The sequence below is a fragment of the Chitinophaga pinensis DSM 2588 genome (assembly GCF_000024005.1).
Taxonomy (GTDB): domain Bacteria; phylum Bacteroidota; class Bacteroidia; order Chitinophagales; family Chitinophagaceae; genus Chitinophaga; species Chitinophaga pinensis.
The window spans coordinates 6,931,372-6,948,337 of record NC_013132.1 but is presented as its reverse complement, the minus strand read 5'-3'; the positions used below and the strand labels follow the sequence as shown (position 1 = coordinate 6,948,337).

At 45.6% G+C, this 16,966-nt stretch carries 14 protein-coding genes; 6 read left to right on the top strand and 8 right to left on the bottom strand.

Going from position 1 to position 16,966, the window contains the following annotated elements:
- Window positions 1–190 precede the first annotated feature (190 nt).
- A complete protein-coding gene (locus tag CPIN_RS37105) occupies window positions 191–2,404 on the top strand; it encodes a sensor histidine kinase (RefSeq protein ID WP_012793032.1) in 2,214 nt (737 codons plus the stop codon).
- Window positions 2,405–2,412: 8 nt separating this feature from the next.
- Window positions 2,413–2,808 (top strand): response regulator, encoded by a 396-nt coding sequence (locus CPIN_RS26905; protein WP_012793031.1) that lies wholly within the window; start codon window positions 2,413–2,415, stop codon window positions 2,806–2,808.
- 221 nt (window positions 2,809–3,029) lie between these two features.
- Here CPIN_RS26905 and rpe read toward each other — a convergent pair whose 3' ends face one another.
- The 5 genes from rpe to thrA all read right to left on the bottom strand — a co-directional run bounded on the left by rpe (window position 3,030) and on the right by thrA (window position 9,796).
- Window positions 3,030–3,695, bottom strand: a complete 666-nt coding sequence (rpe, locus tag CPIN_RS26900) for a ribulose-phosphate 3-epimerase (protein WP_411914105.1) — start codon at window positions 3,693–3,695, stop codon at window positions 3,030–3,032.
- A 77-nt stretch (window positions 3,696–3,772) separates the two neighbouring features.
- Window positions 3,773–4,780: a tetratricopeptide repeat protein gene (locus tag CPIN_RS26895; RefSeq protein WP_012793029.1), complete on the bottom strand. Its 1,008-nt coding sequence runs from the start codon at window positions 4,778–4,780 to the stop codon at window positions 3,773–3,775.
- A gap of 135 nt (window positions 4,781–4,915) precedes the next feature.
- Complete coding sequence (gene thrC / locus CPIN_RS26890; RefSeq protein ID WP_012793028.1) at window positions 4,916–6,223, bottom strand: threonine synthase; 1,308 nt, start codon at window positions 6,221–6,223, stop codon at window positions 4,916–4,918.
- A 6-nt stretch (window positions 6,224–6,229) separates the two neighbouring features.
- Window positions 6,230–7,165: a homoserine kinase gene (locus tag CPIN_RS26885; RefSeq protein ID WP_012793027.1), complete on the bottom strand. Its 936-nt coding sequence runs from the start codon at window positions 7,163–7,165 to the stop codon at window positions 6,230–6,232.
- Between the two features lie 183 nt (window positions 7,166–7,348).
- Window positions 7,349–9,796: a bifunctional aspartate kinase/homoserine dehydrogenase I gene (gene thrA / locus CPIN_RS26880; protein ID WP_012793026.1), complete on the bottom strand. Its 2,448-nt coding sequence runs from the start codon at window positions 9,794–9,796 to the stop codon at window positions 7,349–7,351.
- Window positions 9,797–10,570: 774 nt separating this feature from the next.
- On the opposite strand from thrA, the gene CPIN_RS26870 reads away from it, so the two are divergent.
- Window positions 10,571–11,728 (top strand): homogentisate 1,2-dioxygenase, encoded by a 1,158-nt coding sequence (locus CPIN_RS26870; RefSeq protein WP_012793024.1) that lies wholly within the window; start codon window positions 10,571–10,573, stop codon window positions 11,726–11,728.
- Window positions 11,729–11,938: 210 nt separating this feature from the next.
- Here the strand turns inward: CPIN_RS26870 and CPIN_RS26865 are convergent, their stop codons facing one another.
- Window positions 11,939–12,148, bottom strand: a complete 210-nt coding sequence (locus CPIN_RS26865; protein WP_012793023.1) for a hypothetical protein — start codon at window positions 12,146–12,148, stop codon at window positions 11,939–11,941.
- 122 nt (window positions 12,149–12,270) lie between these two features.
- On the opposite strand from CPIN_RS26865, the gene CPIN_RS26860 reads away from it, so the two are divergent.
- Together CPIN_RS26860 and CPIN_RS26855 are read left to right on the top strand one after the other, a co-directional pair.
- Window positions 12,271–13,263: an aldo/keto reductase gene (locus tag CPIN_RS26860; RefSeq protein ID WP_012793022.1), complete on the top strand. Its 993-nt coding sequence runs from the start codon at window positions 12,271–12,273 to the stop codon at window positions 13,261–13,263.
- A gap of 196 nt (window positions 13,264–13,459) precedes the next feature.
- Complete coding sequence (locus CPIN_RS26855) at window positions 13,460–14,242, top strand: fatty acid desaturase family protein (RefSeq protein WP_012793021.1); 783 nt, start codon at window positions 13,460–13,462, stop codon at window positions 14,240–14,242.
- Window positions 14,243–14,245: 3 nt separating this feature from the next.
- Here the strand turns inward: CPIN_RS26855 and CPIN_RS26850 are convergent, their stop codons facing one another.
- Window positions 14,246–15,394 carry an FAD-dependent oxidoreductase gene (locus CPIN_RS26850; protein WP_012793020.1) on the bottom strand — a complete coding sequence of 383 codons (1,149 nt, stop codon included), beginning with the start codon at window positions 15,392–15,394 and terminating at the stop codon, window positions 14,246–14,248.
- A 25-nt stretch (window positions 15,395–15,419) separates the two neighbouring features.
- Window positions 15,420–16,016, bottom strand: a complete 597-nt coding sequence (locus tag CPIN_RS26845) for a TetR/AcrR family transcriptional regulator (protein WP_012793019.1) — start codon at window positions 16,014–16,016, stop codon at window positions 15,420–15,422.
- 405 nt (window positions 16,017–16,421) lie between these two features.
- Between CPIN_RS26845 and CPIN_RS26840 the strand changes: the two genes are divergently transcribed.
- Window positions 16,422–16,958: a TlpA family protein disulfide reductase gene (locus CPIN_RS26840; RefSeq protein ID WP_222838153.1), complete on the top strand. Its 537-nt coding sequence runs from the start codon at window positions 16,422–16,424 to the stop codon at window positions 16,956–16,958.
- The last annotated feature ends 8 nt before the right edge of the window (window positions 16,959–16,966 follow it).

Below are 16,966 nucleotides of genomic sequence, written 5' to 3'. Positions count from 1 at the left end.
CTGTCTACTAATGTCCCCAAAGATATTTATCCTTTTACACTTGCTGAAAACGGGAAATCCACATCGGTGGAAAACGCAAAATTAAGGTCTTAAATAATACAAATGACTGTCCTCCCGTCAGATAGTTATTAAGAATAGCTATTTTTAATCATATATTGAGTATTTTTAAAGGGATTATCGTTCGGGATTTATGATGAATGCCATTATGAGTAACGCGCTGACGGGTGTAATACCGGCGCTGTTACTGGATCTGCACGGTAACCTCTTGTATGCCAATCAGCAGGCGTCGGGGTGGCTGCAGATACCGGAGGGGGAATTTCATCCGGCAGGAAATATTACAAGTGTACATTTTAATGATGTCATCGGAAGGAATGCAGGGGTGTACTGGCCTATGCTTTGTCACCTGCTCAATATGGGCCGTCCGGCCTGTGTGGAGATGTATTGCCATACGCGTCAGTGGGTACAATGGAAGTTAAGTCCGGCAGGAGACCATTTCCTCCTGTCAGGTACTGATATTACCGGAAGACGTCCGGCCGAACCGGCATCGGTATTAAACGCCTTGCCTTTCGGCTTGCAGCACTTTGCACCTGACGGTACCCATCGTGGCGCCAACGAATTGCAGCAGCAGATATGGGAAGGCATCGACCCCGTACTCTGTATGCCAGGTTATAACCTTTTTGAAGAACCGGTCTTCCAGGAAACTGGCCTCTGCGACCTTTTTACCGCTGTACAATGTAATTGCGAGCCTGCTACCGGAGAAATACTGCTTGGTTACCGGGAACAGGCCATCAACGGCGTAATCCGTATCCTACCCGCTTATTACGAAGCAACCGTATTTGCCGTCAGCGACCACCAGGGGAGTATTATCGAACTGGTAATGATCATGAGCGACATTACCGAAAAGCAGCTCTCCCGGATGCAACTCCAGAAAAGTGCCCGCCTGCTGGACCTGATCATTGAACACCTGCCCATCGGCTATATTCAGTTTGACCACTTCGGGTTTATCCGCCGTATCAATCAGACGCAGCGGGAATTCTTCCAGTATGAGTACGAGGAAGGAGAAACCCCTTTTAATATCATGAACGATCCGTTCGCCCGGCTCTACGGACTGGACGAGTTGTTCATACACGTCATGGTGCACAATAAGATGCTCCGCGTCGAAAAGCAACTGGACTTCTCGAAAGACAGTCGCTGGACCGCCCAGAATAAAGAAGTCTGGCTGGATCTTACCCTATTCCCCCTACGGGATCCCGTCGACCAGGAACAGATTGTTGTCGTCCTGGTAAATGATATCACCGACAGGAAACTGGAGCGCCAGATGCGCAACCTGCTGCAGCGCAATACAGAACAATTACACCTGTTTTTCGACGCCGTAGATATGGGATATGCCACTATGGAAAGGGACGGCACATTGTCTTTTGTCAACACCAAGGCGGAAGAAATGGCCGGTCGACAGGTATTCCCCGGAGAGAACCTGTTTAGCGTCCTCCCTGAACTTGGACACCTCAGTCCGTTCAGAACCCGTTTCTCCGCGGCCCTGACTGGCACCGTTTCACAGTCTTTCAGCAGTTATTTTCCCCGCCGCTATAAATGGTACGAGTTCCTGATTACCCACATGAGCGACGGGACCGTTTCCGTCTTTATCCGGGATATCAGCGACAGCCGTAATATGCAGAAGGACCTTTTCCGGGCCAATAAGCAGCTAAGTAAGCTGAACCGGAGTCTGGTCAACCAGAATCAGCAACTGGAAGATTTCGCACATATTACCTCGCACAACCTGCGGGCGCCCATCGCAAACCTGAAAGCACTGATGCAGATGCATAATGATTCAGTGTTGCAACATGAAAAGGAACAGTACCTGGGATTGCTACAGGAAGTGATCTTAAAGATAGACGAAACGCTCAATGATCTGGTGGACGTTGTCCAGATCAGGAAAGATGTGGATATGGAACGGGAAGAGCTTATATTTGCCGAACGTCTTCAACATGTGAAAGACGTTTTGTTTGCGGATATTGAAAAGAGCGGTATACAACTCACGACTAATTTTGAACATGCGCCTTCGCTGGAATTCCCGCGCCTGTACCTGGACAGTATCCTGCAAAACCTGATCACCAATGCCATCCGTTATCGTACCCTTGAACATAGGCCCCGTCTGCACCTGAGAAGCTGGCGTGAAAACGGTCATACTATGCTGACCGCAGAAGATAATGGACTGGGTATCGATATGGAACGTTTCGGACATAAGCTGTTTGGTTTCAGAAAGACGTTTCATAAGAATAAAGACGCGAAAGGTATCGGCCTTTTTATCACCAAAACACAGGTTGAGGCAATGGGTGGGAGCATTCGTGCGGAAAGTACACCAGGCCGGGGAACGAAATTTATTATTACCTTTAAAACAGAATAAATCCCTGTATGCAATTGCACAACATGATTTTTATCGTAGATGATGATCCTATTCATCAGCAGATCGCGAACATAATGATCAAACGACAGGGTATTGGAGAGAATGTGAGGGCCTTTTCCGATGCGCAGGACGTGCTGGATTATCTACGTCAATATTCCTTCCAGGCCGAGCAATTGCCTGATCTGATCTTACTTGATCTTAATATGCCTGTTATGGACGGATGGGATTTCCTCAATGACTACGCCGGTTTTTATAAAGACTTAGCCAAACAGATCGGCATTTTTGTACTGACTTCTTCCATTGATGATAAAGACCGCAAAAAGGTAGATAACTATTCATTCGTGAAAGGCTATCTCACCAAACCTTTATCCAGTGAGATCATTACGAAGTTACAAGCCAGCTGAAATGAATCCTCATATATGGAAGAGGGTTATGTGGTATCACATAACCCTCTTTTATTTAATTAGGAATTAGGAATTAGGAATTAGGAATTGCTTTTAAAAATGCGTTCCACGGCACTAAATGTCTTAAAAAATAATCAGTTAATATTCATGAGTGATGCTCGAAATATCAGATTGGCTAACCAATTCCTAATTCGTAATTCCTAATTCCTAATTGTAATTGGTTATGCTTTTCTCAACGCACTGATCGTTGCTTCCGGATCTTTGGACGCAAACACCGAACTACCCGCTACCAGCACATTAGCACCTGCATCCAGTATACTCGCCGCATTATCTAATGTAATACCGCCATCCACTTCAATCAGCGCATGTGCCTTGTAGTGATTGATCATCTCACGTGTCTGGCGTATCTTATCCAGGCTTCTCTGAATGAAGTGTTGTCCGCCGAAACCAGGATTCACACTCATGATCAGTACAAGATCGATATCATTGATAATATTCTCCAGCAGATGCACCGGTGTATGCGGATTCAATGCCACACCTGCTTTCATGCCCAGACTTTTGATCTGTTGTATATTCCTGTGTAAGTGTGTGCAGGCTTCATAGTGCACCGTCAGCAGGTCAGCGCCCGCTTTCTTAAAATCCTCTGCATATTTCTCCGGCTCTTCAATCATCAGATGTACATCAAAGGTCTTTGTGGTCGCCTTTCTGAGCTGTGAGATCACCGGCAAGCCAAAACTGATATTCGGTACGAATCTGCCATCCATTACGTCCAGGTGCAACCAATCCGCCTCACTGCGATTCAACATCTCAACTTCTTTACCCAGCTCCAGGAAATTGGACGCCAGGAGAGACGGTGCGATAAATGTGTTTCTGTTTTCCAATGCCACTCGTTTAAAGATTAAGAATCATGTACAGCCGCCATCATGTCGCCTGTACTGCTATTCATCATTACGAATATAACTGTTTATTTTTTTAGTTTCTCCAATGCAGCTTTCGCCTCCGGATATTCCTTTCTGAAGGTGAGTGCCTTGATATAATCGTCAATCGCATCTTCTTTACGGCCCAGTTGCTCCAGACACTGTGCCCGGTTGTAATACGCCTCCGAATTATTAGGAGAAGTTTTAGCTGCCAGATCGAAATAACGTAATCCTTCTTTCCAGTTCTTTTTCCGCACATTGATCGTGCCCAGGGCCATATAGGCTCTTTCATCATCGGGATCAGTAGAGATACTGCTCATATAAGCAGTAACGGCTGCTGAAGTATTGCCGGTTTGCTCATAATACTGGCCCAGGGCAATATATGGTTCTGCATTCACAGAGTCCAGTCTTGCCGCCAGTTTGTAGTATTTAGGCGTATTGGCAGATCGTCTGGCCAGCAACAGATCCCCCAGTTCCATTACAGCATCGTAATCACTCTGTAATCCTGCATGATCTACTGCTGCCGTCAGGTGAGTGATCGCCAGGGTAGTGTCCTTGTTTTCTTCTGCAATCCTTGCTTTCAGGTAATACGCTTTATCATAGGTCCCGGTAGATTGTGCCAGCACTCCTGCCAGACTATCAGCTGAGGTATACTGTTTGTTCTCAATCAGGGCTGTCGCCAGTCTGTATTGCAGATAAGGATAGCCGGGAGCTGTCTGTAATGCCTTTTCAAAATGCGCAATAGCCTGGGGATAGTGTTCCAGTACCAGTGCAGCTTCGCCCGCGCCCGCCCAGAAATCAGTTACGGCCGGTTTCAGCTGTGCCGCCTTTTCAAAGTCTTTCTGTGCCAGTGCAGGATCTGTATTGAAGAGCAGCAAGGCCCTGCGGAAGTATAAAGCTTCGTTGTCAGAGAATTGTGCGATAGAGTCGGTTAGTGGCAATACCATAGCGGCATAGAGGGCCGAGTCAGCGCCGTTTTTCCGGACAGACTCCCCTTGTTTACCGGAATGGCAGCAAATCAAAAAAGGAATGGATAAGAGGAATAGGTATTTCATAAGACAATTATATAAAAAATGCTGGAAATTCCACTGTTATGATAAATATAGGAGGATAGAAAGGGCTGGAATGAAGAATGGCTGTCGCGCTTATAGCGGACAGCCATCCTGATTGATCGTCTGTTGCATGCCGGATCAATTGGCCATGAGCCATTGTTTTAATGCATTATACTCAGCCGGGAGTTGTATGGATTGTTTCTCCAGGTCATACAGGGACTGTACCCTGTCAGGCGTTACGATCTTATCCTGCAGAGACGCCGGAGCAGTATCTGCGAATTTAACCGGATGCGCTGTCTCCAGAAATACACCGGCAGTTTTTGTATCCGGACCAGTCGTCTGCAAATACTGTTTCAGGCCGAGATAGCCTACCGCGCCATGAGGATCCAGCATATACTGGTAGTCTTTCCAGACCTGTTCCATCGTAGCCGCGGTATCTTTATCGTTGAAGGAAATAGATGTCAGTTTCTCTTTCAGAGCCGGCAAACTATTCGCAAATAATTCAAGGATACGTACAAAGTTGCTCGGATCAGCCACGTCCATCGCATTAGACAGTGTAGCTGTCGCTTTACCTGGCGTATACGCGCCTGTCTGCATGAATCTTGGCACCGTATCATTCACATTGGTACTGGCCACGAAATGTTTTACCGGAAGCCCCATCGCTGCCGCCATCATGCCTGCACAGATATTACCAAAGTTGCCGCTTGGTACAGAGAATACGATATCAGGATAGGCAGCGCTAAGCTGTTTGTATGCCAGCAGATAATAGAACATCTGCGGCAGCCAGCGTGCGACGTTGATAGAGTTAGCGCTGGTCAGCATTACGTGTGACTGCAAAGCTTCATCCAGAAAAGCCGTTTTCACCATCCGCTGACAATCATCAAAAGTACCGTCTATTTCAAGCGCTGTAATGTTGCCATTGAGTGTGGTCAGCTGTTTTTCCTGTAAGGTGCTCACTTTGCCGGAAGGGTAAAGGATCACTACACGTACGCCGGGCACATTATAGAAACCGTTGGCAACAGCACCGCCGGTATCACCGGAAGTAGCTACGAGTACAGTTACCGGACGGCTATCATTTCTTCTGAAATAACCCAGGCAACCCGCCATAAAGCGTGCGCCGACGTCCTTAAATGCCAGGGTAGGACCATGGAAGAGTTCCAGGGAATATACATTCCCTTCTACTTTCTCCACCGGGAAAGGAAAACTAAGCGTATCCGCAATGATCTGCCTTAATGTAGCTTCGGGAATTTCTTCTCCTACAAATGGCTGTATCGCTGCGTAAGCAATATCGAGGTCGTTTTTATGAACGATATCATTGAGGAATGCTTGCTCAAAAGCCGGAATACGCTCGGGGAAGTATAATCCTTTATCGGGTGCGAGACCCTGTACTACGGCTTCTTCAAAAGATACAACGTGTTGTTTATTCTGTAGACTGAAATATTTCATTAGACTTTATGCTTTTGTAATTTTCACACCTTCCCTGTTTATCTGCGACACATGGATCTTGTAATCCACGCCCAGCGGAGCATATACTGTGTCCATCATAGCCGCTACTTTGCGGGCAGCTTCTTCGCCTCTGCTCAACATGAATACAGATGGACCAGAGCCGGAGATACCACCACCCAATGCGCCTGCTTCCTTACATTTTACTTTCAGTTCGTAGAATGCAGGTATCAGTATCGCACGTACTGGTTCTACAATCGCATCTTCCAGTGAACGGCTGATCAGATCATAGTTTTCCTGGTAAAGACCCGCAACGAGTGCACCTACGTTACCCCATTGACGGATAGCGTCGGTCATCAGTACTTTTTGTTTCAGAATTTCACGGGCGTCAGAAGTTTTTACTTCTATCTGCGGATGGATAACGGTAACCCACAGATCAGCCGGTGTATGGAGACCGGTAATATCTAGCGGTTTATAACTTCTCACGAGTGTAAAACCACCCATGATAGCAGGAGCTACGTTATCAGCATGTGCAGCGCCACTGGCCAGTCTTTCGCCTTCCATGGCAAAACGTACCAGTTGCTTAGGTGTAAACGGATTGCCCAGCAGATGATTGGCGCCAACTACTGCACCGGCAGAACTGGCGGCACTGGAGCCGATACCACTGCCCGGAGGAATATTTTTGAAGAGTTCTAATTCTATACCAACATCCGGCTGACCATACTTCTGCAACAGCGCCTGAATAGCCACGCCACATACGTTCTGTGCAGGATCTGTAGAAAGTGATGCGCCGTGTACCGCTGTAATAGTTACACCAGGTTTGTCACTTCTACGCATGATCATTTCATCACCGGGCGCATCCATAGCCAGTCCTATTACGTCAAAACCGCAGGCCACATTGGCGACAGTGGCTGGGGCAAATACTCTTATGCTTTCATTATCCATGAAGAAGGAATTAAAAATTAGGAATTAGGAATTAGGAATTAGGAGTTAGGAATTAGGAATGACGAAAAATTAAGTTGTTGAGTTTAGTTATTGACATACAATAATTGCAGACTTACATTAAACCCGAATCGGTTACTTTAAACAGCCCAATTCCTAATTCGTAATCCTAATTCCTAATTGATGTTATCTCGCTGATCTGATAATGTCAGCAAATATACCGGAAGCCGTTACATCTGCTCCCGCACCGGCGCCTTTCACGATCAGCGGTTGTTCTGCATAACGGTTGGTGGTATAAAGTACGATATTGTCTTTTCCTTCCAGTTTGAAGAAAGGATGATCCGGTGCGATAGATTGCAGTCCTACGGATGCTTTCCCATTTTCATAGCGGGCTACGAACTTCAGGCGTTTACCTTCCGCATCAGCTTTTTCGCGTAATGCCAGGAAATGATTGGCATGCACGTCCAGTTGCTCATAGAAAGCATCTACAGAAGGTGCATTCAGGGCTTCTTCCGGCAGGAAAGAATGATTGGTGATGTCTTCCAGTTCCATCTGAACGCCACTTTCACGTGCCAGGATCAGTATCTTACGCATCACGTCCACACCACTCAGATCTATACGCGGATCTGGTTCTGTATAACCTTCATCCTGTGCTGCTTTCACAACCGTACGGAAGGAAGCGCCGTTGACGAAATTGTTAAAGACGAAGTTGAGACTACCACTTAATACTGCTTCGATGCTGTTTACTTTATCACCACTGCGGATCAGGTCATTCAGGGTGTTGATCACCGGCAGACCCGCACCAACATTGGTTTCAAACAGGAAAGAAGCATTGTATTTACGTGCCAGGTCTTTCAGACTTTTATAATAAGCATAGTCAGATGAACAGGCGATCTTGTTACAGGTCACTACAGAGATACCGTGTTGCAGGAACTCACCGTAGGTAGCTGCTACTTCTTTACTGGCGGTATTATCGACGAATACGCTGTTACGCAGGTTGAGTGATTTGATCTTGTTAGCAAAAGCGATCATATCAGATGCTTCACCTGCTTCCAGCACATTTTTCCAGTCAGCCAGGTTGATCGCTTCATGACCAAAGGCCATCTTACGGCTGTTGGCGATACCGGTTACACGTACGTGCAGCCCCAGTTCGTTCATCAGGAATTTATGCTGCTGATTCAGTTGTTCCAGCAGTTTACCACCTACATTACCCACACCAGCGATGAATACATTCACTTGTTTCAGTGGCTCTTCGAAGAAGGCTTCATGTATCACGTTCAGCGCTTTTTTAACATCTGATTTATTGATCACAACAGAGATATTCTTTTCAGTAGAACCCTGTGCGATCGCACGTATATTCACACCATTACGTCCCAGTGCAGCAAATAGTTTACCACTGGTGCCGTGGTGATTTTTCATTTTATCGCCTACTACTGCCACGATGCTCATATCTCTTTCCACGATCAGTGGTTCGATACGTTTTTCCAGGATCTCCTGAGAGAATTCGCTATCCACCGCAGTTTTCGCTTTCAGCATATCTGCTTCGTGTATACCTACGGTGATGGAGTGTTCAGAGGAACTTTGTGTGATAAGGATAACGTTCACACGTTCGCTGAGCAGGGCTTCAAACAGGCGTTTGGAGAAACCTGGTATACCCACCATGCCGCTACCTTCCAGTGTCAGCAGGGCTATTTTCTGAATGCCGCTGATACCGGTTACCGGGTATACACGACCATCGCCATCCTGTGAGTGGATCAGTGTACCATAATCATCAGGTGCAAAAGTATTTTTGATCCAGATAGGGATACGTTTGTCCATTACCGGTTGTATGGTCGGCGGATAGATAACTTTTGCACCGAAGTGGGAGAGTTCCATCGCTTCTTCATAACTGATGTGTGGGATCGGGATAGCCTGTGATACCATACGGGGATCAGCAGTCATCATACCACTTACATCGGTCCATATATCGAGTACTTCCGCATGGAGTGCAGCAGCGACGATGGCAGCAGTATAATCAGAACCGCCACGACCGAGGGTAGTTGTTTCTCCGTCAGAAGTAGCAGATACAAAACCTGGCAGTACGAAGAAATCAGCAGTCTGTTGCTGGTAATATTGGGCAGTCTGGTGATTGGTAGCGAGAAAGTTCACCGCTGCATTGCCAAAGTTATTATCAGTAACGATCAGTTCACGGCTATCTTTCCAGACGGCATTGAGTCCGGCGGACTTCAACTTTTCCGCCAGCAGATAGGAGGATACGAGTTCTCCGAAACTCATGATCTTATCCAGCGACCTTGCGCTCAGTTCACCCACCTGGAAGATGCCATCGCAGAGCGTTTCCAGGGTATTCAGGCGTTTTTTTACCTGGCTGATGATCCCACTTTGCACGGTGATAGGGAAGAGGGTACGGATAGTTTCCAGGTGTCTGGATTCGATCTCCTCTAATACGTTTCTATATTGTTCCTGTCCTTGTCCTGCCAGCTGACCACATTGTATCAGTTTATCAGTAATGCCGCTCATGGCAGAAGCAACAATGGTAAAGCGTCCGTTGGGTTTCTTGTTACGGATGATATTGCATACCTGTTCTATTGACTGGGCGCTTCCCATGGAAGTTCCGCCGAATTTTAATACTTGCATGTGAGAAGAATGTTAATACGTAAAAATGCCAGATCCCTTTACCGGGTGTACCACCTGAGTGGTCGTTGGATGATATGTGAAATTTAACCCCGCACTGGGGTTGTAATAGATGTAATTGTAATAGTGCTGATACCCGCGCCGGAGATGGTGCGAGAAGCAGAAGTGAAGTATGTAACTATTGGTAGCACTATTTGAAACAATTTACTTTTCGCTAACAAAAGTCTGGAATTAGTTTTGGATTAACAAATGAATTGTCAAAGTTTTGAAATTATTTAAAATTAGGCAGGGTAATTTGAGAAAAATTTCGGGTAACAGGCGGAACAGGACAATAATATTGGTTTTCAATACGCATATACTGTTCCCCGGGTGCATGGATAAGCCTCAGGAGGGCTTTCAGACGAACAAGCGCAAAAGAAGCGACGGCTTAGCCGTGGACTTGATCGGTCTTTGAAGCGTCAAACCCTTATTATTCCTATATTTGTCTTAACCACGTTGGACATGCCTTATTTCCGCAATTTCACATATTATATAGATAAGCGCCGCTGGAAGTACTGCTTCCTGCTGGAGGGAATCGTTAGCCGGTAGGACTTTCCCGGACTTTTTCACCGTCCTGCATACCTGTCAGCGCCAGGGTATATACCTGTCTCCTTATTTTACAGTCTGCATATCCGTAGTTGACAAAAAACAAGTCACCAAAACAACTTATTGTCACAAAATTGTCATTCAATATTCCACGGTCTGTTACCCCGGTAACGGACTGAAAAACCATCCATCATGCCGCATTATCATAAACTGGGAAACGTCCCTCATAAACGTCATACGCAATTCCGTAAGCCAGACGGTACGTTGTATGCTGAACAATTATTTTCAACAGAAGGGTTTTCTTCCAATTCCACCTTGCTCTATCATTGTCATCCGCCTACAGAAATTACAAAAGTGGATGAACCTTATAGCGTCGCTCCCCGTGTAGCAGAAGAGAAGATGCTGAAGCACCGTAGTTTCCAGGGATTCAATATCAAACCGGAAGAAGATTATCTGAAAAGCAGAAAACCTGTATTGGTGAATAGTGACTGTCATATTTCCCTGGCTGCGCCCAGACAAAGCATGTCTGATTACTTTTACAAGAATGCAGATGCTGATGAACTGATCTTCGTACATGAAGGCACAGGGGTGTTGCATACGCAATACGGTCAGCTGCCATTTGGTTATGGTGATTATCTGCAGATACCCAGAGGAACTATTTACCAGATAAAATTCACTGGTACAGATAACAGGTTGTTCATCGTAGAGTCCTTTAGTCCTATTCGTTATCCGAAACGTTATCTCAGTCAGTATGGACAATTGCTGGAACACGCTCCCTATTGTGAGCGTGATATCCGCCAGCCACAAAATCTGGAAACGATCGATGAAGCAGGCGATTTCCTGATCCGCATCAAAAAGAAAGGTATCATGTATCCTATCCATTATGCGCATCATCCTTTTGATGTAGTGGGATGGGACGGCTGCGAATATCCTTTCGCCTTTTCTATCCATGACTTCGAACCTATCACTGGTCGCGTGCACCAGCCACCTCCGGTGCATCAGACATTCGAGGGACATAATTTTGTGGTATGTTCTTTCTGTCCGCGTTTGTTTGATTACCATCCGCAGGCGATTCCTGCGCCATACAATCATAGCAATATTGATAGCGATGAAGTGTTGTATTATGTAGACGGTGATTTTATGAGCCGTAAACACGTGACCAGGGGCATGATCACTTTACATCCTGGTGGTATTCCTCACGGACCGCATCCCGGGGCGGTTGAAAAGAGTATAGGTGCAAAGGAAACGAAAGAACTCGCTGTAATGGTAGATACTTTTCACCCGCTGCAGATTACGCAGGAAGCATTGGAGATAGAAGATGAACGGTACACAATGAGTTGGGCAGAATAAGAGAAATTAAGAATTAAAAATTAATAATTAAGAATTGCAATGCAGCGAAGAGCATTGCAGGGAATTTTCTTAAGATGAAAATACTAAACAAGGGGTGCTTCCATCATGGATGGCGCCCCTTGTTTTATTTATACACGAAGTTACCTGGAGCAACATCATTGCTATTAATTCTTAATCCTTAATTTTTAATTCTTGATTGGTAACTGCGCCTTATTCCTCTGTATTCACACTGATCTCGTCACCATCCTCTTCAGGCCGTTTTCCTTTATCTTTTGCATACTCTTCCGGCGTCTGTAAGGTGTTGTTTTCATCAGGCTGTAAATAGATGGCGTCATCATCTTCTTTCCTGCCATCTTTGGAAATATGTCCATGAGGATGATCTTTATCGTTGGATGCTTGTCCCTGTTTGATATTTGTCATATACTTGTTTTTCAAAAGTGGCACTAAATCTGTGCCATGAGAGCGACTACTATCTTAATTCGTAGTAAAGAGGGCTCAGCAGGATAGGGTAATTTTAATATAAACAGAAAATTAAGATAAATATGGAATACAGGCAATTAGGAGAAAGTGATCTGAAGGTATCTGCCATTACATTTGGCGCATGGGCGATTGGTGGATGGATGTGGGGTGGTACGGAGGCAAATGATGCCGTAAGAGCGATCCACGCATCTATAGACGAAGGTGTTACTTCTATCGACACTGCGCCGATCTATGGACAGGGATTGAGTGAAGAGCTGACCGGCGAAGCGCTGAAAGGACTGGACAGAACAAAAGTGCAGATCCTGACGAAGTTTGGTATGCGCTGGAATCTGGCGAAAGGTTCACTCGCTTTCAATAGTAAGGATAATGCCGGTAATCCGATTGATATTTATAAATATGCAGGGAAGGAAAGTGTGATTGAAGAATGTGAGAACAGTCTGAAGAGACTGGGTACCGATTACATTGATCTGTTACAGATTCACTGGCCGGATGTAACGACACCGATCGATGAAACATTTGAGGCAGTTTTACGTTTAAAAGAGCAGGGAAAAATCCGTGAAGCAGGTGTGTGCAACTATAATGTAGCGCAGATGAAAGAAGCCGGGGCCGTGCTTAAACTCGCTTCTAACCAGGTACCATTCAGCATGGTGGAAAGAACGATAGAGAACGAGCTGGTGCCTTACTGCATTGAGAATAAAAAAGCGATACTGGCTTACAGTCCGCTGCAAAGAGGTTTGCTCTCCGGTAAGATAAAACCGGGTCATCAGTTTGGGGAAGGAGATACCCGTGCGGGCTCTAAATTTTACCAGGCGGATAACCTGAACCGTATCAACGCTTTCCTGGATCAGATAAAACCCATGGCCGAAAGTAAAAGTGTGACACTCGCACAACTGGTCATTCGCTGGACGATTGAACGTCCTGGCATTACAGTTGCACTGGTAGGTGCACGTAACGCAGAACAGGCGATCCAGAATGCAAGAGCGATCAATGTGAAGCTCGGTGCAGAAGAAATCAAGTTTATCAATGACAGATTGTACCAGCTGCAACTGGTATAGAAAATAAGTAACTGTTACAGGTCAATTGAACAGTGAAGAAAAAGAGGGCCGTCCACCATTGGTGCGACGGCCCTTCCTGGTATTAAAAAGGGTTGTTTCAGCGGGAAATGGCCTTTTTTTCGCAGAACTGACTTTTATCATATGCCTGTTTCCTACGATCTGTACTTTTGAGCTACCTATACAAAACTCCTTCCACATGACACATGCAGAAATCGTAAAACAGGTAGCATGGAAAGACCTCAAAGATCTCTCGATCAGAGAGATGCTGATTGAAAATAACCTGACATTACCCTGGTTGTTTTCTTCCTGGCTACTTGCTTATTTCGGCTACTATGCACTGGCCTTGCCGTGTTCGGCTTTCTTCTTTCTGACAGGATTAAGACAGGTACATAACGGTTTTCACAATTCCCTGGGCACGAATAAATTCCTGACCTGGTTTACGCTCTTCTCCAATAGTGTACTGATGATGGCTTCTATTCATGCAGTCAAGTTCAATCATATCAGGCATCACAAGTATTGTTTATCCGAAGAGGATTATGAAGGTAAATCAGCCGGTATGAGCTGGTATGGTGCTATCCTGTATGGGCCGGTGCATATGTTTCTTATCCATAAGGTAACCTTACAGCTTGGCAACAGAAAATATGTGAGAAATGTGATTGCTGAATTGGCAGCAATAGCAGCCTTTGCCTTCATCGTGTTCTATTTTAACATCGCTTTCCTGATGTATCATGTGATCGTGATGGTCTTCGGAGAATTCCTGATGGCTTTCTTCGCTGTATGGACAGTGCATCATGATACGGACGAGCATCCTGAAATGGCCAGGACACAACGTGGCGGCTGGAAAAATAAGATCACGTTCAGTATGTTCTATCATCTGGAACATCATCTGTTTCCGGCTGTGCCGACTATCAAACTACCTGAACTGGCTAAACGAATAGACGAAGTGCTACCTGAGCTGGAGAAGAAAAATACTTTTTAAATATCAGCTGACGATCTGTGTCAGGAATGAGATCGCCTCCGGCGAATGCAGGGCGGCTGTAGATTCCATTGTCATCTGTGCAGTGGCGGATGCTCTTGTGCGCATTGCTTCTTCATATGCAGCGATTGCGCTAAGGGTGTCGGGATAGTCTTGGCTGGTCAGACAAAGGCCAAGTTCCAATGCATCCAGCATGGCCATATTCACACCTTCTCCTGCGTAGGGCGGCATCAGATGTGCAGCGTCTCCCAGCATTGTCAGATTGGGTAATGCTTCCCATGTCTGATCGAATGGCATACAATACAGTGGTCTTGGTATAAAGGCGCCTGTAGCATTTTCAAACAGTTCTTCCCATACAGGGCTCCAGCCTGTAAAACTTGACTTAAACCAGGCGAGTACCTGTGCTTTATCTGTAAAGTCGATGCCTGATTCCTGTGTCCAGTTTTCCGTTGTTTTGAAGCTGGGATAAAAGACGAGACTACCATCCCCTTTAGAGCTTACGATCAGCGTTTTATTATCACCCATGCAGAAGATCTTACCACCATTCAGTAATGCATGTATCTGCGGACTGTTCTTCTCTGAATTGTATACAGCACCTTCCACAGCCGTTACACCGGAATAGAAAGGACGTATGGGGGTGATGTACGGGCGTATTTTTGAGTTAGCACCATCTGCTGCAATAACGATATCTGCGTAGGCCGTCTGACCGTCTTTGAAGTGCAGTTGCCAGCCTTCATTAAAGGGCGAAAGGGAGCTAAACTGACTATTCCATATAACAGTTTCCGGATGCAGGGATTCCAACAGTATTTTCTTTAGCGGTCCACGGTCAATCTCCGGACGATAGGCTTCTACAGGTCCTTCGTCTTTATGATTGTCTTCCAGTAAAATAGTCCCGTGTTGGTCGATGATACGCATTTTGTCGGCGCCTGGACGAAAATTAGCTTTGAAGGCTTCCATCAACCCGGCTTCTTCCAATGCCCGGAGACCTGATTCATGATGCAGGTCGAGAGTAGCGCCCTGTGCCCTGGCGTCTTTGCTGATATCGCGTTCATATACGGTAACATCTGCATGACGCATTTGAAGTATTCGGGCGAGGGTAAGGCCACCCGGGCCACCGCCGACGATAGCAATTTTTTTGTTTTTAATGTTGTTCATACGAAGTGGTTTGAATGATGTTTGTTTATTTCAGCAAACCTTTTATCACTGCTTCGCAGCAATCTGCTAATACTTTATCAGTGATGATTTGTTTAGGCCGCTGTGTATGTTCGAAGTATTCATTAATGAGATCTAAGAGTGGTGCAAACAGGATTGCCCTGAGTGCTTCCATGGGCAATTTTATAATCGTGCCTGCCTTCACATGAAAGGAGAAGAAGGTGTGAATAGGGGCAAAGAAATCGCCTTCCCTGATACCTCTTTCCTGGTAAGCTTTATTCAGCAGGGGAGAGGATTTTCCATACTGCATCAGTGCATAATAGTGCCTGTTTTCTTTAAAGTAGCGGAAGCCGTTGGCCCACAGTTTTTTTACACCTTCCGCGAAAGGCATTTCGGGATCAAACTTTTCCAGCACGGCTTTTTCATAAGACCCGATCACTTCATCAATAAACAGTTTGATAAGAAAATCCTCTTTATTCTCATACTTGATGTAAATGGTACGCGGAGATACATTCGCCGCTTTCGCCAGCTTTTGCATACTCAGATTTTCCAGCCCTTCCTCTGCTATAATCTGTAACGCTATGGAACGGATCGCTTCTTCTTTTTCGAGGTTCTTTGGTCTCATGACAATGTCTTTTTTTATCCTTCCGACAGCACAAAAGTAAGTAAACGTTTGTTTACTTACTAATTTATTTTACCGGAGATGAAAAGAGCAGTGACTGTAAATGGTATTTTGGATATGCCATAGTCTTCTCTTAGTTAGATAATACTTATCCTCCGTTTGTCCTGCGTCGGAAAGGGTAGATAGAACGTTTCGGAACTATCATCAAAGACTTATATAGCTGGTTGTCATATGAAAGTATAGTGTGATCATAGTATATATTATGGCTCTTCTACTGACCGTATTTTTACGCAAAATGAACAGCTGCGGGTAGGTTACCTCTGAAAATTCGTAATTTTAGCTTCTAAACATCACTGATCTATGGGCTGGAAACGTTTATTTTCTTTATCAAATATAAGTACGGCTGTTATGACCGTATTCCTGGTGCTGATGCTGGTAAACCCATCGGTGAAAGCAGCTGTTATGCAGGGTTTGATGAAGGTCGGACTGTTCCAGCCGGGTGTACCGGAAGAAGTGGCACCGGAGAGTAAAATGGCGCCGGATATGGCATTTGCAGATGGAGAGGGAAATACATTTACACTGTCATCGCTGAAAGGGAAGGTAGTATTTCTGAACTTCTGGGCTACCTGGTGCCCGCCATGCCGTGCGGAGATGCCATCGATCAATTCCTTATACAAACAGTATAAGGCAGATAAAAACGTCGTATTCCTGACCGTGGATACAGACGGTAATTACAAAAAGGCAAAACGATTCATCGAAAAGCAGCAGTACGAATTGCCTGTGTATGTGGCTGACAGCCGTATTCCGGAAGAACTGCTAGGTAAGTCGATTCCGACTACCATCATCCTCAACAAGAAGGGGCAGATCGTATACCGGCAGGAAGGGGCCGCTGATTATGGCAACGACAGGTTTATTGACTATTTCGGGAAGTATATCCGGAAGTAAGAAGGACG